The organism is Microbacterium sp. C23T (assembly GCF_053345975.1).
This window is the reverse complement of sequence record NZ_JBKFBD010000015.1, coordinates 87,200-105,495: the sequence shown is the minus strand read 5'-3', so window position 1 is coordinate 105,495 and position 18,296 is coordinate 87,200. Positions and strand designations below refer to the sequence as shown.

The 18,296-nt window shown below is 69.3% G+C and carries 8 protein-coding genes; 7 read left to right on the top strand and 1 reads right to left on the bottom strand.

The genetic code is table 11. The annotated features are described in order from the left end of the window. Positions 1 to 66 precede the first annotated feature (66 nt). Both ACLBXX_RS10480 and ACLBXX_RS10475 read left to right on the top strand, forming a co-directional pair. Complete coding sequence (locus tag ACLBXX_RS10480; protein WP_447657981.1) at positions 67 to 3,582, top strand: family 43 glycosylhydrolase; 3,516 nt, start codon at positions 67 to 69, stop codon at positions 3,580 to 3,582. A 209-nt stretch (positions 3,583 to 3,791) separates the two neighbouring features. After that, complete coding sequence (locus ACLBXX_RS10475; protein ID WP_447657980.1) at positions 3,792 to 7,136, top strand: family 43 glycosylhydrolase; 3,345 nt, start codon at positions 3,792 to 3,794, stop codon at positions 7,134 to 7,136. A gap of 257 nt (positions 7,137 to 7,393) precedes the next feature. Here ACLBXX_RS10475 and ACLBXX_RS10470 read toward each other — a convergent pair whose 3' ends face one another. After that, positions 7,394 to 10,009 carry a LamG-like jellyroll fold domain-containing protein gene (locus ACLBXX_RS10470; RefSeq protein WP_447657979.1) on the bottom strand — a complete coding sequence of 872 codons (2,616 nt, stop codon included), beginning with the start codon at positions 10,007 to 10,009 and terminating at the stop codon, positions 7,394 to 7,396. A 307-nt stretch (positions 10,010 to 10,316) separates the two neighbouring features. On the opposite strand from ACLBXX_RS10470, the gene ACLBXX_RS10465 reads away from it, so the two are divergent. The 5 genes from ACLBXX_RS10465 (at position 10,317) to ACLBXX_RS10445 (ending at position 18,191) form a co-directional block, all read left to right on the top strand. After that, positions 10,317 to 14,507: a beta-L-arabinofuranosidase domain-containing protein gene (locus ACLBXX_RS10465; RefSeq protein WP_447657978.1), complete on the top strand. Its 4,191-nt coding sequence runs from the start codon at positions 10,317 to 10,319 to the stop codon at positions 14,505 to 14,507. A 438-nt stretch (positions 14,508 to 14,945) separates the two neighbouring features. Beyond that, positions 14,946 to 15,578 carry a hypothetical protein gene (locus ACLBXX_RS10460; RefSeq protein ID WP_447657977.1) on the top strand — a complete coding sequence of 211 codons (633 nt, stop codon included), beginning with the start codon at positions 14,946 to 14,948 and terminating at the stop codon, positions 15,576 to 15,578. Between the two features lie 80 nt (positions 15,579 to 15,658). Beyond that, complete coding sequence (locus ACLBXX_RS10455; RefSeq protein WP_447657976.1) at positions 15,659 to 16,756, top strand: hypothetical protein; 1,098 nt, start codon at positions 15,659 to 15,661, stop codon at positions 16,754 to 16,756. Further along, on the top strand, positions 16,753 to 17,178 hold the full coding sequence (locus ACLBXX_RS10450) for an LPXTG cell wall anchor domain-containing protein (protein ID WP_447657975.1): 426 nt from the start codon (positions 16,753 to 16,755) through the stop codon (positions 17,176 to 17,178). Before ACLBXX_RS10455 ends, ACLBXX_RS10450 begins: the two co-directional genes overlap by 4 nt. Next, on the top strand, positions 17,175 to 18,191 hold the full coding sequence (locus ACLBXX_RS10445; protein ID WP_447657974.1) for a LacI family DNA-binding transcriptional regulator: 1,017 nt from the start codon (positions 17,175 to 17,177) through the stop codon (positions 18,189 to 18,191). Before ACLBXX_RS10450 ends, ACLBXX_RS10445 begins: the two co-directional genes overlap by 4 nt. The last annotated feature ends 105 nt before the right edge of the window (positions 18,192 to 18,296 follow it).

Genomic DNA, 18,296 nt, shown 5'->3' with positions numbered 1-18,296 from the left:
AGTTACCGCTAATGTGAGCGATAACAGCCCTGTTCGACGAAGTTCAGTCACTTGATGGAGAGTGGAATGCGACTGTCCCTGCACCCCCGCCGAGCCGCTATCGGGATCGCCGCCGTCGGCGCCATGATCCTCGGCCTCGGCGCCACGACGACCGCGGCCGCCGCGGTGCCCGAGGACGGCTTGGTGGCGTCCTACGAGTTCGACCTCGCGAGCGGATCGTCCGTGCCCAACGAGGTCGCCGGCTCGACGTTCGGCGACGCCACGGTCCGCAATGTCCAGGCCGCCGACTGGACCGGTTCGGCGCTCACCCTCCGCGGCGGCGCCAAGACGTCCACCGGCAACTGGGTGGAGCTGCCCGACGACCTCCTGGCCGGCAAGGCGTCCGCGACCGTCGTCGCCGAGGTGAAGGCCTCGCAGGCGATGCTCAACGGCTTCCACTTCCTGTGGAACATCGGCAACGAGTCCTCGGCGACCGAGTACTTCTTCGCCTCGCTCAACTGCGCGTCCGGCCGTGCGCCTCTCGTGGGCATCAAGTCCGCCGGCGTCGAGCGGCTCGTGCAGTCGACCTCGTGCGGGGTCACCGCGAACCAGTGGGTGAACGTGACGTCGGTCGTCGACGGCGCGTCGGGCACGGCATCCCTCTACATCGACGGCGTCCGCGTCGCGAACGGCGGCGTCGACCGCACCCCGGCGAACATCGTCGACCAGTCGCTCAACACCATCGGCCGTGCCCCGTGGCCCGACCCGCTCTTCCAGGGCGCGATCTCGTCGTTCCGCGTGTACGACCGTGCCCTCTCGGCAGTTGAGGTCGCCGCGGGATCCGACGCCGACGCCCAGGCTCACGCGGCCGAACTGCAGGCGCAGGCCCAGGCGATCCTCACCGGGCTCGCGCTCGCCGACCGCGAGACCGCGACCGACATCGACCTGCCGACGGCGGGCGGCAAGGTCACCTGGAGCTCGAGCAACCCCGCGGTCGTCGCTGCGGACGGCTCGATCGCTGCACCCCTCGCCGGCCAGCCGGCCGTCGAGGTCGAGCTCACCGCGACGGCGGCCATTCGCGGCATCACCGCCACCCAGACCATCACGGTCACGGTGCTGCCGTCGTCCGAGACCGCCGAGCAGCGCGCGACGCGGCTGGCCGAGCTCTTCGTCATCCCCGCGGTCGTTGAGTCGGGCACGGCGCTGCCCGCCGCACCCGCGGGCACCGAGGTCGAGGTGACCTCGACGAGCGACGGCATCACGGCCGATGAGACGATCGTTGCCGCGGGTGACGACGCCGTCGACGGCCAGGTCGCGGTCGAGGTGACGGACACGGCGACCGGAGTCGCGGCATCCCGCACCTTCGATGTCACCGTGCTCCCCGCCGACACCACCACGCAGCTGCTCGCCTACAGCCGCGTGCCCACGACGGTCGCGCAGGCGAACAACGCCGACGTCGCGCTCAGCATGCACCTCGCCCTCGAAGGCGGCGACGGATGGGGCCCGCTCAACGAGAACTACGGCATCTTCTTCGCGAAGACCTCGGTCGCGGTGCCCGCGAACGGCACCAGCGACAGCATCATCCGGAGTCTCCGCGACCCCCACCTGTTCACCCTCGAGGACGGCGGCTACGGCCTGGTCGCGACGCGTACCGCCCGCGGCGGCGGCGCCGACGGCACCCAGACCTCCAGTGTGCTCTTCGCCCGCAGCAGCGACCTGCGGAGCTACAACGAGGTCGGCATGGTGAACCTCGGCGTGACGAGCGGCGTCAACGAGCCGGCGGCCGTGTACGACTCGGCCTCCGATCGCTATGTCGTGACGTGGACGTCGGATGCCGGGGCCTCGATGTACACGACTTTCACCGACCTCGCCGACCCGGCCACCCGGGGCGAGGTGCGCCGCGGGGTGGTGTCGGCAACCGCCGGCGCAGCCGGTGACGGCATCCCGGATTACGACTCCGGCAACACGCTTCCCGTCGACGCGAAGACCGTCGAGGCGCTCGAGGGGCGCTTCGGCCGCATCGCGAACACCGGCGTCGCCCAGCTCGACGGCGTCGAGATCGAGCAGGGCGGAGAGCTGGATGCCGCGGCCCTGCCGAAGCGCGCAGAGCTGTCGTACGACGACGGCTCCAGCGCCTCGCGCGTGATCGCATGGGATGCGGACTCCCTCGCCGCGGTCGACACGGCGACCCCCGGTACGTACGAGGTCACCGGGTCGCTCAAGACCGCCGAGTACGCCACCCCGTTCGCGGACGAGCGTGCCGACCCGTCGGTGTTCCGGTACGACTGGAACGGCCAGGAGAAGTTCCTGATGATCGCCACCGAGGACATCTACGGCGGCAACATCAACCCGCAGGGCGGCGCGCACATGCCGATCCGCATCGCGGACAGCATCGAGGACCTCTCGGACGAGGCGGTCGACGCCGGCCGCAACGTCGAGATCGACCTGCTGCGCCGGGGCGACACCGACGCCGACGGCGCCGTGATGACCGGCTGCTTCTGGGCGCCGGAGTATCACGTCATCGGCGGCAGGCTGTCGATCCTGTTCATGCCCTGCTACAACGGCACCAACGGCCAGCCCGACATGTGGACCGGGCGGGCGAGCATCATCCAGCTGAAGCAGGACGCCCAGGGCCACGACCTCGACCCGGCGGTCCCCGCGAACTGGACGAAGGCGCAGAAGGTGCTGCGCTCGAACGGCGGCATCCTCAACCCGTCGCAGAACATCTCGCTGGACATGACGTACCTCGAGGACTCCGGCCAGTCGTACTACGTGTGGCAGCAGCTCGGAGCCCTGTTCATCGCGAAGATGGATCCCGCGAACCCCACCCGCCTGACGTCGGAGCCGGTGCGCATCCTCGTGCCGGAGTACGCGTGGGACAACACCATCGCGGAGGGCCCGAACGTGTACGCCCACGACGGCGTGCTGTACCTGATCTACTCGGGATCGACGGTCGGCGACACCTACACGACGGGGCTCGCCACCGCGACGGCGGGGGAGGGCGTGGACCTCACATCGCCCGCCGCCTGGAGCAAGCTGAACTACCCGATCCAGAAGTCCGGCGTGTTCAACGGCGACTGGCAGCTCGGCACCGGCCACGGCATGTGGTCGCACGACGAGGACGACAACCTGCTCTACGTCTTCCACGCGCGCACCGACAACAACGGCCTGAGCGGCCGCGACATGTTCGTCCGCCGCGTGCACTGGGCCGCCGACGGCCTGCCGGTCTTCGACATGGAGGCGGATGAGGAGGTCGCGCCCGACAACCGCACGGTGTCGACCACGGTCACCGTCACGGCCGTCGCCGCGCCCGAGCTCGAGGTGACCGGCAAGATCACCGCGCGCTGCGTGGCCGGCAAGGTCGTCCAGGTCCTCACGGTGACCAACGGTGAGGGCGTCCCGGTGACGGTCTCGGCGGCCGGTCCGTTCGGCACGAAGGCATTCGGCGCGGTGTCCGCGGGCAAGAGCACGTCGACGTCGTTCACGACCCGGCAGACGTCGATCTCGGACGGATCCGTGACGCTCACCGCCGCTGCGACGGTCGGCGGCTCACCGGTGACGGTGACGACCGCCGTGCCGTATCCCGCGGCGAACTGCGGCTGAAAGACCCGGAACCGGGCGGCACGAGCGCTGCCCGGTTCCGTACCACTCCCGCGCGCGGGAGCTCTGGCGTCTCGCGGCCATGACCGTGGCCGGCGGAGCAGCGTGCGGTCGAACGATCACACCACCCGGAGGAAGGGAACGCAGTGAAGCGAAGAGGCAGAGAGATCGCGCGGGCGCGGAGGGGCCCACGCACGGCGCGGGGGACGAAGATGCTCTCGGGCGCCCTGGGAGTCGCCCTGGTGGCCGGCACCATCGGGATGAGCGCCCCGGGGACGGCGGTCGCCGCAGATCCGGCGTCGCTGCTGGCGTCGTACGACTTCTCGGAGGCGAGCGGCACCGTCGTGCACGACGTCTCCGGGGCGGGCCGTGACGGCACCGTCGTCGGGGGAGCGGCCTGGCGCGGCGGCTACATGCAGTTCACCGGCGCGAACCATGTCCAGCTGCCGAACAACCTGCTCTCCGGGCAGAGCGCGGCCACGATCGTCATCGAGACCAGCCCCACAGCACTGTCCGGCAACAAGTTCCTGTGGAACATCGGCGGATCGGGCGACTCGTCGACCGGCCAGTTCTTCATCCAGCCGGTCGCGCCGCGCGTCGCGATCTCGAAGACCAACTGGTCGGGCGAGCAGTCGGTCACCTCGGCCGCCAAGCTCGTCGAAGGAAAGTGGCAGTCCGTCGCGGCGACGATCTCGAAGAACGCCACCGGCACGGCATCCACGCTGAAGCTCTACATCGACGGCGTGCTCGTCGCCACGAAGGCGGATTCCACCGTCAGCCTCAACGACCTGACGACTCACACCATGAACTACATCGGCAAGAGCGCGTACGCCGGCGACTCCCTCTACCAAGGCGGCGTCTCGGCGTTCCGCGTGTACAACGAGGCGCTGTCCGCGACGGACATCGCGGCGGCATCGGCGACGGATGCTGCGGCATCCGCCACCGAGACCGCGAACGCGATCGACCTCGCCGCCGTCAACGCCCAGAACCTCGGCCAGGTCGAGTCGGATCTCTCGCTGCCCACGACGGGCGGAGTGACCTGGACGTCGTCGCCCTCGGGGATCGTGGCCGCGAACGGTCAGGTCACCCGCCCCTCGGCGGACACGCCCGTCACGCTGACCGCGACCGCGACGGTGCGCGGCCAGACCGCGACCAAGGACTTCGCGGTCACGGTGCTGAAGGCGCCCAGCGCGGCCGAGCAGGCGGCACGCGCCGCCGAGACGCTGCTGGTGCCGTCCGTCCTGGAGAAGGGCTACGTCCTTCCTGCCACCGCCCTCGGTCTGCCGGTGGTGTGGTCGCACGTCTCCGGCGCCGGATCGGTCGCGAGCGGTGCCATCGCCTCCGCACCGACATCGGGGCTCGGCGCGGCGAAGCTGCAAGCCGTCGTCGGCACCGGGGCGGATGCCGCCACGACGCAGGTCGACGTGCGCATCGCCGAGAGCGGTGCCTCGCGCCTGGCGGCGTACACGACGTCGAAGAACGTCCGTGGCGGCGACGATCCCGAGGTCACGCGCTCGGGCCACCTCGCGCTGAGCGCCGACGGCGCCACGTTCACGCCCCTGAACTCGGGCACGGGCGTGATCTTCCCGAAGGTCAGCGGCATGACCGAGACCAACAACGGCACGAAGCGCTACCTCGCGCAGCCTTATCTGTTCAGGCTGGCAGGCGACGAGGGCTTCGGCCTCATCGCCCGCCGCACGAACGATGCGGGCGCGGCTGACGCCGCCGGTGCGCTCGTGTTCACGTCGCCCGACCTCGTGGATTGGACCGAGGTCGGTTACCTGCCGCTTCCCGGCCAAGGCACGACCGGTGCGGTCTCGGCCGAGTTCGACTCCCGCGCGAACGCCTACCGCATCGTGTGGACCACCGCGGCCGGCTCTGCGCTGACCGGGACCACAGCCGACTTCGCCTCCGTGTCCGCGGTCAAGACCGGCCAGCAGCCGACGGGCCGCACGGGAGCCATCACGGTGACGTATGCCGAGACGGCGTCGATCGTTCCGGTCACCTCTGCCGAGGCCCGCGCGGCCGACCAGCTTCTCGGGCGGGTCCGCAACACCGGCTTGCAGACGCCGGACGACGTGACGGTCGCGGCGGGCGGTGCGCTCGAACTGCCCGAGAAGGTGACAGCCGACTACTCCGACGGAGGCACGCACGACTTCCGTGTGACCTGGGACACGTCGGCGGTCGACACCTCGACGCCGGGCGAGTACACGGTGAACGGCACGCTTCAGCGCACCGACACGATCTTCCCGCTGATCGCGAACCGCGCCGACCCGCATGTCCTGCGGTACACCCTCCCGAACGGCGACAAGACGTGGCTGTTCATCTCGACCGATGACAACGGACAGGACGAGTTCTTCATCCGTCAGGCCGACACGATCGCGGGACTCGCGACCGCCGCCGACCACAAGATCCTCGGCTACGGGCTGTCGGGCACGTCGGTGAACTCCCAGCTGTGGGCACCGGAGCTGCATGTCGTCGACGGCGACCTGTACATCCTGTTCGCCGCCAACGCCAACAGCGCCAACTCGTGGACGGGCGTGCAGTCCTACTCGATGCGCCTCACCCCCGGTGGCAACCCGCTCGTGCGCGCCGACTGGCAGAGCCCGCAGCGGGTCGTCGACGCCACCGGGCAGCCGTTGACCACCTACGGCACGGGCATCACGCTCGACATGACGCACTTCGAAGACGCCGGCACCGACTACGTGGTGTGGTCGGAGCGTGTGATCGCTCCGGCGACCGGCCCGGCGGTGCTGAAGATCGCGAAGGTGACGCCGTCGGCGACCGGCGCGTGGCAGCTGTCGGGTCAGCGATCGACGATCGTGTACCCGGACGCGAGCTGGTCGGACAACACGTCGGCCGTCGCCGAGGGGCCGTTCGTCATCCAGCGCGACGGAAAGATCATGATCACCTTCTCGGGGTCGAACATCGACTGGACCTACGCCGTGGGACTCGCCACTGCGGAGTCCGGTGCCGACCTGCTCGAGGCGTCCGCGTGGAACATCCGCAGCTATCCGATCTGGAGTTATGAGGGGGCCTTCGCCAACAACTGGGGTCCCGGCCACAACTCGTACACGTACGACGACGACGGCAATCTGCTGAACATCTTCCACGCGAAGCTCACGCAGAACGGCACCCGCGACGCGGGTGTGCGCATGGTGTACTTCCGTGAGGACGGCAGCCCGATCCTCGACATGACGGATGCCGAGTGGCTCGCCACGGCGTACCGCACGGTGACCGTGAAGGTGACGGTCGCCGATGAGCCCGGTCTCGATGTCACGGCCGCCGTGACCTCGCGATGCGTGGCGGGCAAGGTCGTGCAGGTGGTCACCGTGACCAACGGCGAAGATGTGCCGGTGTCGGTCTCGGCGTCGGGCGCATACGGCTCGAAGACCTTCGCGTCGATCGCCGCGGGCAAGAGCTCGTCGGCTTCGTTCTCGACGCGTCAGGCCTCGATCACGGGCGGCTCGGTCGAGCTCACGGCCACCGCCACCATCGAGGGATCGCCGGTCACCGTGACCAGCGACGTCGGGTACTCCGCGGCAAGCTGCGGCTGATCGGCTGATCACCGTCGAGGGCGGCGGCACTACCGGTGCCGCCGCCCTTCGGCGTGCCCGCGTGGCCGTTGGAGGTGGCAGGACGCGCCGCTGCGCGTGATCGATGCGGCCGTTGCGCCACCCGAATGACCGGGACACCGCTTCGCGGGACGGATGCCGCGGGCCGCAGCATCCGTCATCCCTCGAGCGCGCGGCGGCCGGCGCAGCAGAGCGCCCCGCCGGCCGAAGCCGACGGGGCGCTCGAGCGAGGCGGGGCGTCAGCCGCAGGAGGCCGCGGCGAAGGTCGCCGACTTCTCGGCGGTGGTGCTCCCGGCGCTCACGGTCACTGCCACGGAGCCCGTCGGAATGGCCGCGAGCCGCGTCGTGAACGCGGCCGACGTGCTCTTGCCGGGCTGCACGGCGGCCACCGTTTTGGAGCCGTACGGCGTCGTGATCGCGAGCGCCACGGGCGCGCCGCCGTCGTTCGCGGTCGTCACCGTCAGCACGACCTTGCCGGCGACGCAGCGCGTCGCGGTGGTCACGGTGACCGGCAGCGGCGCGGACGCGACGACGACGTCCGCCGTCACCGTGATCGCGGTCGAGCTGAACAGCGTGCGGTCGGCGGCGTTGTACGCCGTCGAGCCGCCCGCACCCACCCACTGGTTGAGGTTCGCGCCGATGGTCTGCACCACGCCGGTGACCTCGTAGGTGCCCGCGACGTCGGTGTCGACGTCCGTCACGTCCCACGTGACCGGCTGCGACGCCGTCCCGCGGCCGTACGCGAGAGTGACCTCCGCCTCGCCGGGCAGCGCCTCACGCACGGCGTCGGCCGATGCACCCGCGGCGATCTCGATGCTGCCGAGCTGCGAGGCGACCGCGCCCGTGGCGTCCGCCTCGCGGATCGTCTCGTACTGGCCGAACGTCAGCGGCACGATCCCGCCGTGCTTGGTGCTCGGCGCCATCGAGAAGCTGCTCGAGACGAGCTGCGTCCACCCGGCATCCAGATCCGTCGTCTGCATCGGCCGGTAGCCGGTCGAGGGGATGACGTCGACGTAGAGGTACCACTTGCCCTCGCCGTGGCGCTGGAACACCGCCGGACCTTCGACGCCGCCGGCGTTCCCGCCCGACCACACGGCGCCGATGCGAGTCTGGATCTGCGTCCATGTCGCAGTGGGCGCCCACCAGTCCGCCGCGGGCGTGGACTCCATGTAGATGCCCTTGCCCGCGGAGTTGTCCTTGGTGATCCGGTAGGTCTTGCCGTCGTTCTGGATGATCGTGGTGTCGATCGTGTTGCCGCCGGCGTCGATGAAGACGCCGCCGTACTCGTAGGTGTCCTGCGTGAAGTCGGTCGTCGCACCCCACAGGATGCGCGAGTACGTCGAACCCGTGTGCCCGGCGTTCGTGTACACGTTCGACGACCAGTAGACGACGAACGCGCCGCTGCCGTCCTCGTTGTACCCGGGGACCCACGTGGCCTCCGGCGCCCACGCCATGCCGAGCTCGGCCACTTCGGTGCCTGCGGGGGACTGGGCGACGTCGAACTGACGCAGGTCGCTCCACGTGACGAGGTCCTTCGACTCCCACACATTGAGCTTCGTGCTGCCCTGCGACGACCAGTAGCACCACTCGGTGCAGCCGGACACGCCGCGGTCGCCGCCGAAGACGCGCAGGTCGGTGGCGATGATGTAGTACGTCCCGGTCTCGGGGTTGTACGTCAGATAGGGGTCGCGGATGCCGGTCGTCCCCAGCTGCGACGCGAGGATCGGCTTCCCGCCGTTCAGCGGGTCCCAGTGCTCGGGGTCGTCGCCGCGCGACACGTCGAGGTAGATCTTCTCGGCGTAGCCCGCGGAGTCCTCGATGAAGTGCACCATCGCATAGCCGAACGCGTCGTCCTCACCGGGGACGGGCTCGATCGTCACCGGCACGGACTTCGACACGCTCGTGCCGCGCACCGTGGCGGTCGCCGTGAGGGCGGTGGTCACCGGCGCGGAGCCGGTGGCGGGCTGCGTCGCCGCCACGGTCAGGCCGTCCTCGGCCACCTCGAGCGCGGGGTCGGCCGACGTCCAGGTCACGCGGCCGCCGTAGCCGGGCAGCGTCGTGGCGGCTTCGTCGATCGTCACCGCGCCGACGCCGTCGAGCACGGTCTGCGCCGCCTGCTGGAAGGACGAGGCGTGGAGCGCGGCATCCGCATCCGACACGTCGCCGACCTCGGCCGCCGTCAGTGCACGGTCGTACACGCGGAAGGTCGAGACCTCTCCCTTGTACATCGGGTCGGGGTAGGGCGCGCGGCCGATCGCGTTGAGGGTCTGGTTGGTGATGGATGCCGGTGTCAAAGCCGTCGCGGTGCGCGCGACCTGTTCGCCGTCGACGTAGAACGTGATGGTGCCCGCCGCCCCGTCGATCACCGACGTCAGGCTGTACCAGCGATCGGACGACAGGGCGGTGCCCGAGCGCGCGTTGACCTCGCCCCCACCGCCGCCGGTGGTGATGGTGGTGCGCGGGTTGTCGCGCACCGACGCGAAGTAGTACTGGGTCGTCGAGTCGCTGCCGATGTTCCAGAGGAAGTTCCAGTTGTTCTTCATGGAAGCGTCGAGCTTGGTCTCGATCGTGACCGTCGCCGAGGTCTTGCCACTCAGCAGGTTGTCGGGGAGGCGGACCCAGCTCGCGGTGGGGCTCGTCTTGGCGCCACCGGTGAAGACGAGCGACGAGCCCGTCCAGAGGCTGTCGGTGCCGTTCATGACGGTCGCGGCGCCGACCGGGCCGGTGGCCGAGTTCGGTACGGACGAGCCCGCGGTCTCATCGAAGAGGTACTCCGCGAGGAGTCCGGCCGTCGGGACCGGGGTGGCGCTCATGGCGGGCGCCGCGGCGAGCGGCGCGAGAGCGCCGAGGACCATCGCCGCACCCGCGGCCGATGCGATCAGGGCGCGTGTGCGCCGTCGGGATGTGGGCTTCGTGCGTGTCGAGGAACGTGCCGGGTTCACTCCAGCTCCTTTGCTCTGGCGAGACGGTTCGGTGCACGAGACGGGACGGCGAAGCGCGCGAGTGCATGTTAGCGCTCACTCGGATGCCGATCAACGACGCGGTGAGCTCCGTCCTCAACTCTTGACTTCCCGAGAGTTCGCGCTAACATCGAACTCACAGCAAACTGATAGCGCTAACACAAGCGCATCCCGCTCGACAGGACAAGGGAGCCCTGCAGCCTTGCCGAAGACCACCCGGAGCACCGTCGGCACGCACCTGCCGCATCCATTCATCCGTCGCGCTCTCGCGGTCGGCACGACCGTCGCGCTCGCCGCCGGCGCGCTGGCCTTCGGGCTGCCCTCGGCTGCCGCGGCCGCCGACCCCATCTCGATCGCATCAGCCAAGGTCCTCGACCTCAAGTTCGAGGGCGACCTCGCCGACGTGAGCACGAACGCCGCGGCGGTCACGATGCAGAAGGGCACCGCCGCCTACGGCGCGGGTGTCAGCGGGCAGGCCTTCAACCTCAACGGCTCCAACGCCATCCGCCTGGGCACCGCCGCGTACCTGCAGCCAGCCGACCTCACGGTGTCGTTCTGGTACAAGCCGAACGCGACCATGTCGGGCGAGCAGGTGTTCGCCTGGAGCAAGACGGTGTACAACTCCGACGGCTGGTACCTGACCTCGGAGGCCGACGGCACGCCTCTCGCCCTCTCGGTCGGCCCGTCCTCGGGCCAGCCGTACAAGGTGGCGGTCGACGCCGCGCGCGCCGACTTCTTCCCGACCGGCCAGTGGACCCACGTGGTCGTGACCTACGACAAGGCGACGAAGGCGGTCTCGTTCTACCGCAACGGCGTGCGCCAGATCTCGACCGTCAAGTACGCCGCCACGGGCGCGGCCACCGGGGTGCTGGGTTCGGAGAGCACCACGGTGAAGACCCTCGGCTACAACGGTCCGAATTACAACGGCGCGCACGCGAACGGTCTCCTCGACGACTACACCCTGTACAACGGTGTCGCCACGATCGCGGATGTCGTCGCCCTGACGAAGCAGAACAACCCGGCCTTCGATCCCGCCGCCGTGGCGCAGTCGGCGCTCGACGCCGTGAGCGTGCCGGCCACCGCGTCCGCCGACTTCGGTCTGCCGGTCACCGCCTCGAACGGCACGGAGCTGTCGTGGGCGTCCTCCGACGCCGAGGTGATCTCGATCGCCGGGGGCGCGGCATCCGTCACCCGCCCGGCGGGTGCCGACGCGACCGTGACCCTCACCGCCACCGCGGCCTACGGCGGCAGCGCGCCGGTGACGAAGACCTTCACCGTGACGGTGCCGAAGGGCGGCGCATCCACGTCCATCTATCTCGAGGAGACCGACTTGAGCGAGGTGCTGCTCGAGGACCCGTACCTGGTCAACGGCAACGAGAAGATGGTCGAGTACCTGCTGAGCCTCGACCCGGAGCGCTTCCTCTACTCCTTCTATACGCAGGCCGGGCTTCCCACGACGGCTCAGCCCTACGGCGGCTGGGAGCGCGCCAGCGGTACGCGGTTCCAGGGGCACTTCTTCGGCCACTACGTCTCGGCGCTGTCGCAGGCGTACGCGACGGAGAGCGACCCGAGCACCAAGGCGGCGCTGCTGGCCAAGCTCACCACGGCCGTCGACGGTCTCGACCGCGCTCAGCGGGCGTACGCCGTCCTCGACCCGAGCAACGCCGGCTACGTCTCGCCGTTCTCCACGTCGGTGCTGCCGAGCGGCGGCGGCGGGCTGCTCGTTCCCTTCTACAACCTGCACAAGGTTCTGGCGGGCCTCCTCGACGCGCATCAGTACGCACCCGAGGCGGTCTCCGGCAAGGCGCTCACCGTCGCGAGCGGCTTCGGCACCTGGGTGCGCAACTGGGCCGCGCGGCAGTCCAACCCGGCGCCGATCCTCAACACCGAGTACGGCGGCATGAACGAGGCGCTGTACGAGCTGTTCAGCATCACGGCCGACCCGGCGCACAAGCGCGCGGCGGAGTACTTCGACGAGGTGACGCTGTTCCAGCAGCTCGCGGCGGGCCAGGACGTGCTCGACGGCAAGCACGCGAACACGACCATCCCCAAGCTCATCGGCGCCCTCAAGCGCTACACCGTGTTCACCGACAACCCGAGCCTGTACGCGATGCTGACCCCGGCCGAGAAGAGCAGCCTCGGCATGTACCGCACCGCCGCTGAGAACTTCTGGCAGATCGTCGTCGACGACCACACCTATGCGAACGGCGGCAACAGCCAGTCCGAGCACTTCCACGGCGCCGACGAGCTCTACGAGCACGCCACCAACGGCACCACGTCGGGCTACGGCGAGAACTCGACCTCCGAGATCTGCAACGAGTACAACATGCTCAAGCTGACCAAGGCGCTGTTCCAGGTGAGCCCCGAGGTGAAGTACCCCGACTTCTACGAGCACACCTTCATCAACGCGATCCTCGCGCAGCAGAACCCCGAGACCGGCATGATGACGTACTTCCAGCCGATGCAGGCCGGGTACGCGAAGGTGTTCGGCAACCCGGTGGACGAGTTCTGGTGCGACCACGGGACGGCGACCGAGAGCTTCACCAAGCTGGGCGACTCGATCTACTTCCGCAAGGGGTCGTCGGTCTACGTCAACATGTTCCGCTCGTCGGTGTACACCGACGAGGAGCACAACCTGCGCCTCACGCAGACGGCCGATGTGCCGGCCGACGAGACGGTGACGTATATGGTCGAGGCGATCGACGGCGGCGAGCTGGCCGAGGGCACGACGCTGCGCCTGCGCATCCCGGGCTGGGCGGCCGAGACGCCGACCCTGACGGTGAACGGCGCGGCACAGGATGTCGCCGCGCTCACGCAGGACGGCTACATCGTGCTCGAGGTCGCCGCGGGCGACGAGCTCACGTACGTGCTGCCGGCCGCGGTGCGCGTCGACGACTCGACCGAGAACCCCAACTGGGTGGCCTTCACCTACGGGCCGGTGCTGCTGGCGACCGAGCTCAACCGGACCAACGTCGGCTCGACGTACGTCGCGGGTGTGCTGGTGCGCATGAGCACCGCCGACAAGTCGGTGAGCAACGACGTCGTGGTCGACGATGCCGACGCGTTCAAGGCGGGCATCGCCGAGAACCTCGTGCGCATCGAGGACGGCGAGAACCTCAACGGCATCGAGACCATGCGCTTCAAGATGAAGAACGCGGATGCCGCCTCCGAGGCGCTGACCTTCGAGCCCTGGTACAGCCTGTACAACGCGCGCTACGCGATCTACATGGACCTCATCGAGCCCGACTCCCCGCAGGCGCAGGAGCTGATCCTCAAGAGCAAGCAGCAGCTGCGCATCGAGGAGACCACGATCGACTCGCTCACGTCATTCGACAACAACAACAGCGAGGCCGACAAGAACTACAAGTACAACAAGTCCGGTGTGGGCGTCTGGCTGGGCGAGGGCTACCGCGACGGGCAGATGGCCACCGACGCGTACTTCCAGTACGACATGATCGTCGACCCGTCGCTGCCCAAGAACTACCTGGGCGTCCGCTACTTCGGCGGTGACAACGGGCGCACGTTCAACGTGTACGTCAACGACGTCCTGCTGAAGAACGAGCGCATCACCAACGCCGGGGGCGCGACCACGTGGTACGTCCAGTACGACGAGATCCCGGCATCCGTGCTCGCCGGCATCGAAGCGAAGGACAGCTACAAGCGCAATCAGGCCGGCCAGTACGTGCTGGACGCGAACGGCGAGAAGATCCCCGTCGTGACCGTCCGCTTCCAGGGCAACGGCACCAGCTACGTGGGTGGCGTCTACGGCGTCTACACCGCCTCGAAGACCACCTACGGGAGGGATGCCGACCTCTCGGGTCTCTCGTTCGAGGACGGCGAACTCGCCCCCGCGCTGGCCGGCGGCGTGTACTCGTACACGGCGACCGTTCCGGAGGACGCGACTGCGGCGACGTTCGATGCGGATCCCGCGGTGCCGAGCGGCCTGGTGTACGTCGGTGACGTGCTGATCGACGACACGCAGCCGCGGACGGTGTCGCTTGCAGCGGAGGGCCCCACGGTCCTCACGCTGCGCAGCACCGCGCAGGACCACACCACATCGGCCACGTACACGATCTCGATCGTGCGCGCCGAGCGCGAGCCTGCGCTGCAGGTGACCGCGACGGCGACCGCACGCTGCGTGGCGGGCAAGGTCGTGCTCACCGTGTCCACCGCCAACGGCGCGGACGTGCCTGTGGCGCTGTCGATCGCGACGCCGTTCGGCTCCAAGCAGGTGGCGAACCTCGCCGCCGGCAAGACGACGACAGCCGCGTTCACCACGCGCCTCACGCAGATCGAGGCGGGCTCCGTCACGGTCACTGCGACGGGGTCGGTGGACGGCGAGCAGGCCACGCAGACGGTGCCGGTGGCATTCCCGGCCTTCATCTGCGGCTGAGACTTCCCGGGGGGATGCCTGGACGGAGGCATCCTCTCGGGGACCCAAACCCGAAAACTGCGAAAAGGTTATCGAAAAGGTTGTTCTCGCTAACCGTTATCGCTAACATCAATTCGAGCCCGAAGATCCACTGCCGGATCCAGAGCAAAGGTGCATCATGCTCACGCTTTCGAACCGCCCCCGCCGGGGCACGACGCAGCCCTCGCCGGCCCGTGTCGTCGTCCGTGCGGTGCCGGTGAGCAGCACCTCGTTCACTCCGTCGCCCGCACCCCCGCGGGCCGGGGGAGCGGAACCGGCAGCGCTCGCGGGCGCAAACGACGTGTACTGGGGAACTCGCGGCGAACGCCCGGATTCCCGCGAGACTCGACGATCGGACGGACCGGTCGCTCGCGAGTTCGGTCCGGCAGAGATGCCGGCCGGGGAATGGAGACAGAAGCAATGAACAAGAAGGGCTTCATCGCTCGCGCCGCGGTCGGCGCGCTCGGCGGCGCACTCCTCATCGGCGGTGCCGGCGCGGCGATCGCCGATGAGCTCGGCGACACCGACGTCGACGTCAACGTGAACATCGAGGCGCTGCCCCCGGTCGGTGCGCTGACGCTCAGCGTGGCCAACGGCTCGACCAGCCTCACCGAGGTGGCGTCTGCGGACGAGGACATCCGTCAGTTCAACGGCCAGCTGCCGACGGTCACCGTGAAGGACGACCGCGAAGAGGTTCCGGTGGGCGTGTTCTGGTACGTCACCGGCCAATCGAGCGCCCTCACGGCCACCGGCGCCCCGGCGATCGACGCCGGCCACCTCGGCTGGCTCCCGAAGCTGGTCACGACGACCGGCAACGGCGAGGTCGCCGAGGGTGACCAGGTCGACACGGTCCTCGACGAGGGGCCCGACGCGGTCGGTCTCGTCGGCGACGAGCTGCTCGCACTGGCGCTCAACTCGGGTGAGGCCGCGGCTGCCGGCACCTGGCAGGCTGGTGCCGATCTGTTCCTGAAGACGCCGAAGACGGTCGCGCCCGGTGCGTACTCGGGAACGATCACCCTGACGCTGTGGGAAGACGCCATCCCGGAGGACTGATCGCGGCCGCCGCGCAATCGTGTTGAAATCGGGTCGGGGCCGTCGACGGCCCCGACCCTGACATCTATCTGGAATCCACTTTGCCTCACTTCATTCGCGGTCCCGTCCTGACCGTCCGAACCGTCTGGGCACTCGTCGCGGTGCTGACGATCCTCGTCACATCAGCCGTATGGCCGACGGCGTCATACGCGGCCGCCGACGAAGACCCCGAAGTGCGGTGGTCGGTCGTGCCTGCAGACGATTCCGGACCGGATGGCAGACGCTCGGTCGAGATCGAGGTCGACCCAGGCGAGACCGTCGACGACCATTTCGCGGTGCGCAACGTCGGCGACGACGAGGTGGTCTTCAGCCTCACCGCCGCCGACGGCTTCTACACCCGCAACGGTCGCTTCGACATCCTCGCCGCCGACAAGGAGTCCGTCGACGCGGGTACCTGGATCTCGCTGCCCGAGACGGTGACCGTGCCGGGCGGCGAGACCGTGGTCGTGCCGTTCACCATCGCGGTGCCCGACCGCGCGGAGCCCGGCGACCACGCCGCCGGGATCACCGCGTCGGTGCTCTCGGTGCAGTCCGCGGAGGACGGCACGAGCGTCGGGGTCGAGAGCCGCGTCGGCTTCCGCGTGCTCACGCGTGTCACCGGAGAGATCACGCCGGCTGCCGCGCTCACTGCGGTCTCCGGCGACTACACCACATCGTGGAACCCCCTGCGCCCGGGGGAGGCGACCGTCACGTTCGACGTCGTCAACGAGGGCAACACCCGTCTGCTCGCCGAAGGCTCCGTCTCGGCGGGCGGGCACACCGTCTTCTTCCCTGGTGTGGGCGAGTCGCCCCAGGAGCTCCTGCCCGGTGACACCCGCACCATCACCGTCGTCGTCGACGACGTGTGGCCGTTGTTCGTCGTGCCGGCGACCGTGACCCTGGCGCCGACCGTCGTGACGATGTCGGACTCGTCCGAGACCCTCGACCCCGTCACGGCGGATGCCGTCGTGTGGGCCATGCCGTTGCCGCAGCTGCTGCTCCTCATCGGTCTTGCGCTCGTCGTGGGGGCGATCCTCTGGGGCCGCATCCGCTCTCGGCGGCGCCTCGCGGCGATGCTCGACGGAGCGCGGGCGGAGGCTCTCGAAGAGGGCCGTGAGCAGGGCCGCAGTGAAGCGAAGACTCCGGCGGGCGTCGCGTGAGGCGCCGGTACGGCCACCTGGCCTTCGGCGTGCTCGCCGGGCTTGCGGCATCCGTCCTCCTCGCGATGCCCGCGAACGCGGACGAGGTCGACGTCGACAGCGGCACGGTCTCAGTGACGGTGCAGATCGATCCCCTCGAGTGCGTGACCGGCTGCGGCGGGGGTTCCCTGCCGGGGACCGATCTCCCCGCCACCGGCATGGCGGGCATCGAGCCCTTCCTGTGGATCGCGATCGCGCTCCTCGTGGCCGGAGCGGTGTTCGCGCTGAGGGCGCGGACGGCGCGTCACGGTCGGGCCCTTGCACTGACGGCGTCGCCGACGGCCTACGCTGTGGACAGCGGTGAACACGCTCCCAGGGGGGAGAACCCGTCGGCCGACGAGCCGGCCGGGCACCGCCGGAGCGAACGAGGTGACCCCGCATGACCGAAGCGACGCGAGGCTGGCAGCGTCCCAGCATCTACGACGTCGCGAAGCATGCCGGCGTGTCGCACATGACCGTGTCGCGCGTGCTCAACGGTCACCCGAACATCCGCGAGTCGACGCGTGAGCGCGTGCTCCAGGCGATCGACGAGATGAACTACACCCGCAGCTCGATCGCACGGGCTCTCGCCACCCGTCGTGCGATGCGCATCGGCGTGCTGGTCGACAGCCCGGTGCAGTACGGCCCGAACAGCACGCTGCGCGCGCTCGAGAGCGCCGCCCGCGACGTGGGCTACGCGATCAGCGCCTTCTCCATCTCGGAGGACGAAGACCTGCAGATCGACACGGGCGTCGTCGAACTGGTCACGCAGGGGGTCGACGCGCTCTGTGTCATCGCGCCGCGGGCGTCGTCGCTCGATCTTCTGAGGCAGCAGAGCACCGGACTTCCCACGATCGTGATCCGGGCGGAACCGGATGCCACGTGGCACACCGCTGCGGTGGATCAGCGCTTCGGCGCGAGACTCGCCGTCCAGCACCTCATCGATCTCGGGCATCGTTCGATCGCCCACCTCGCCGGGCCGCTCGACTGGTACGACGCCCGCGAACGCGAACAGGGCTGGCTCGACGCCCTCGCCGCCGCGGGGCTTCCGGCCAAACCGGCCATCAACGGCGACTGGACGTCGGACTACGGCTACGAGTTCGGCCGCAGCTTCGACTTCGGCGACATCACCGCCGTGTTCGCCTCGAACGACCAGATGGCTCTCGGTCTCGTGCACGGGCTCACGGAGCGGGGGATTCGCGTACCCGCCGATGTCAGCGTGGTCGGCTTCGACGATCTGCCGGATTCACGCCACTTCATCCCCCCGCTCACCACGGTCCGCCAGGACTTCGCCGCGCTCGGCTCGCTCGCACTGCAGCTCGTCATCGCGGCGATCGAAGGCGAAGAGGGCGCCCAGCACGACATGATCGCGCCCAGCCTGATCGTGCGATCGTCGACGACGGCGCCGCGCGGCTGACCGCCGATCTGGCCTTTTCCGGCACCGTCGGTGCGGGCGTGCCGTCAGGTGCGGCCGGTCTTCGTCATGCCTTGATGTTCTGCGGAATGTTCGCGGTAACGGAAA

Coding starts and splice junctions, on each gene's coding strand:
- ACLBXX_RS10480 (WP_447657981.1), top strand. CDS start 67: ATGCGACTGTCCCTGCACCCCCGCCGAGCCGCTATCGGGATCGCCGCC.
- ACLBXX_RS10475 (WP_447657980.1), top strand. CDS start 3,792: ATGCTCTCGGGCGCCCTGGGAGTCGCCCTGGTGGCCGGCACCATCGGG.
- ACLBXX_RS10470 (WP_447657979.1), bottom strand. CDS start 10,009: ATGGTCCTCGGCGCTCTCGCGCCGCTCGCCGCGGCGCCCGCCATGAGC.
- ACLBXX_RS10460 (WP_447657977.1), top strand. CDS start 14,946: ATGAACAAGAAGGGCTTCATCGCTCGCGCCGCGGTCGGCGCGCTCGGC.
- ACLBXX_RS10445 (WP_447657974.1), top strand. CDS start 17,175: ATGACCGAAGCGACGCGAGGCTGGCAGCGTCCCAGCATCTACGACGTC.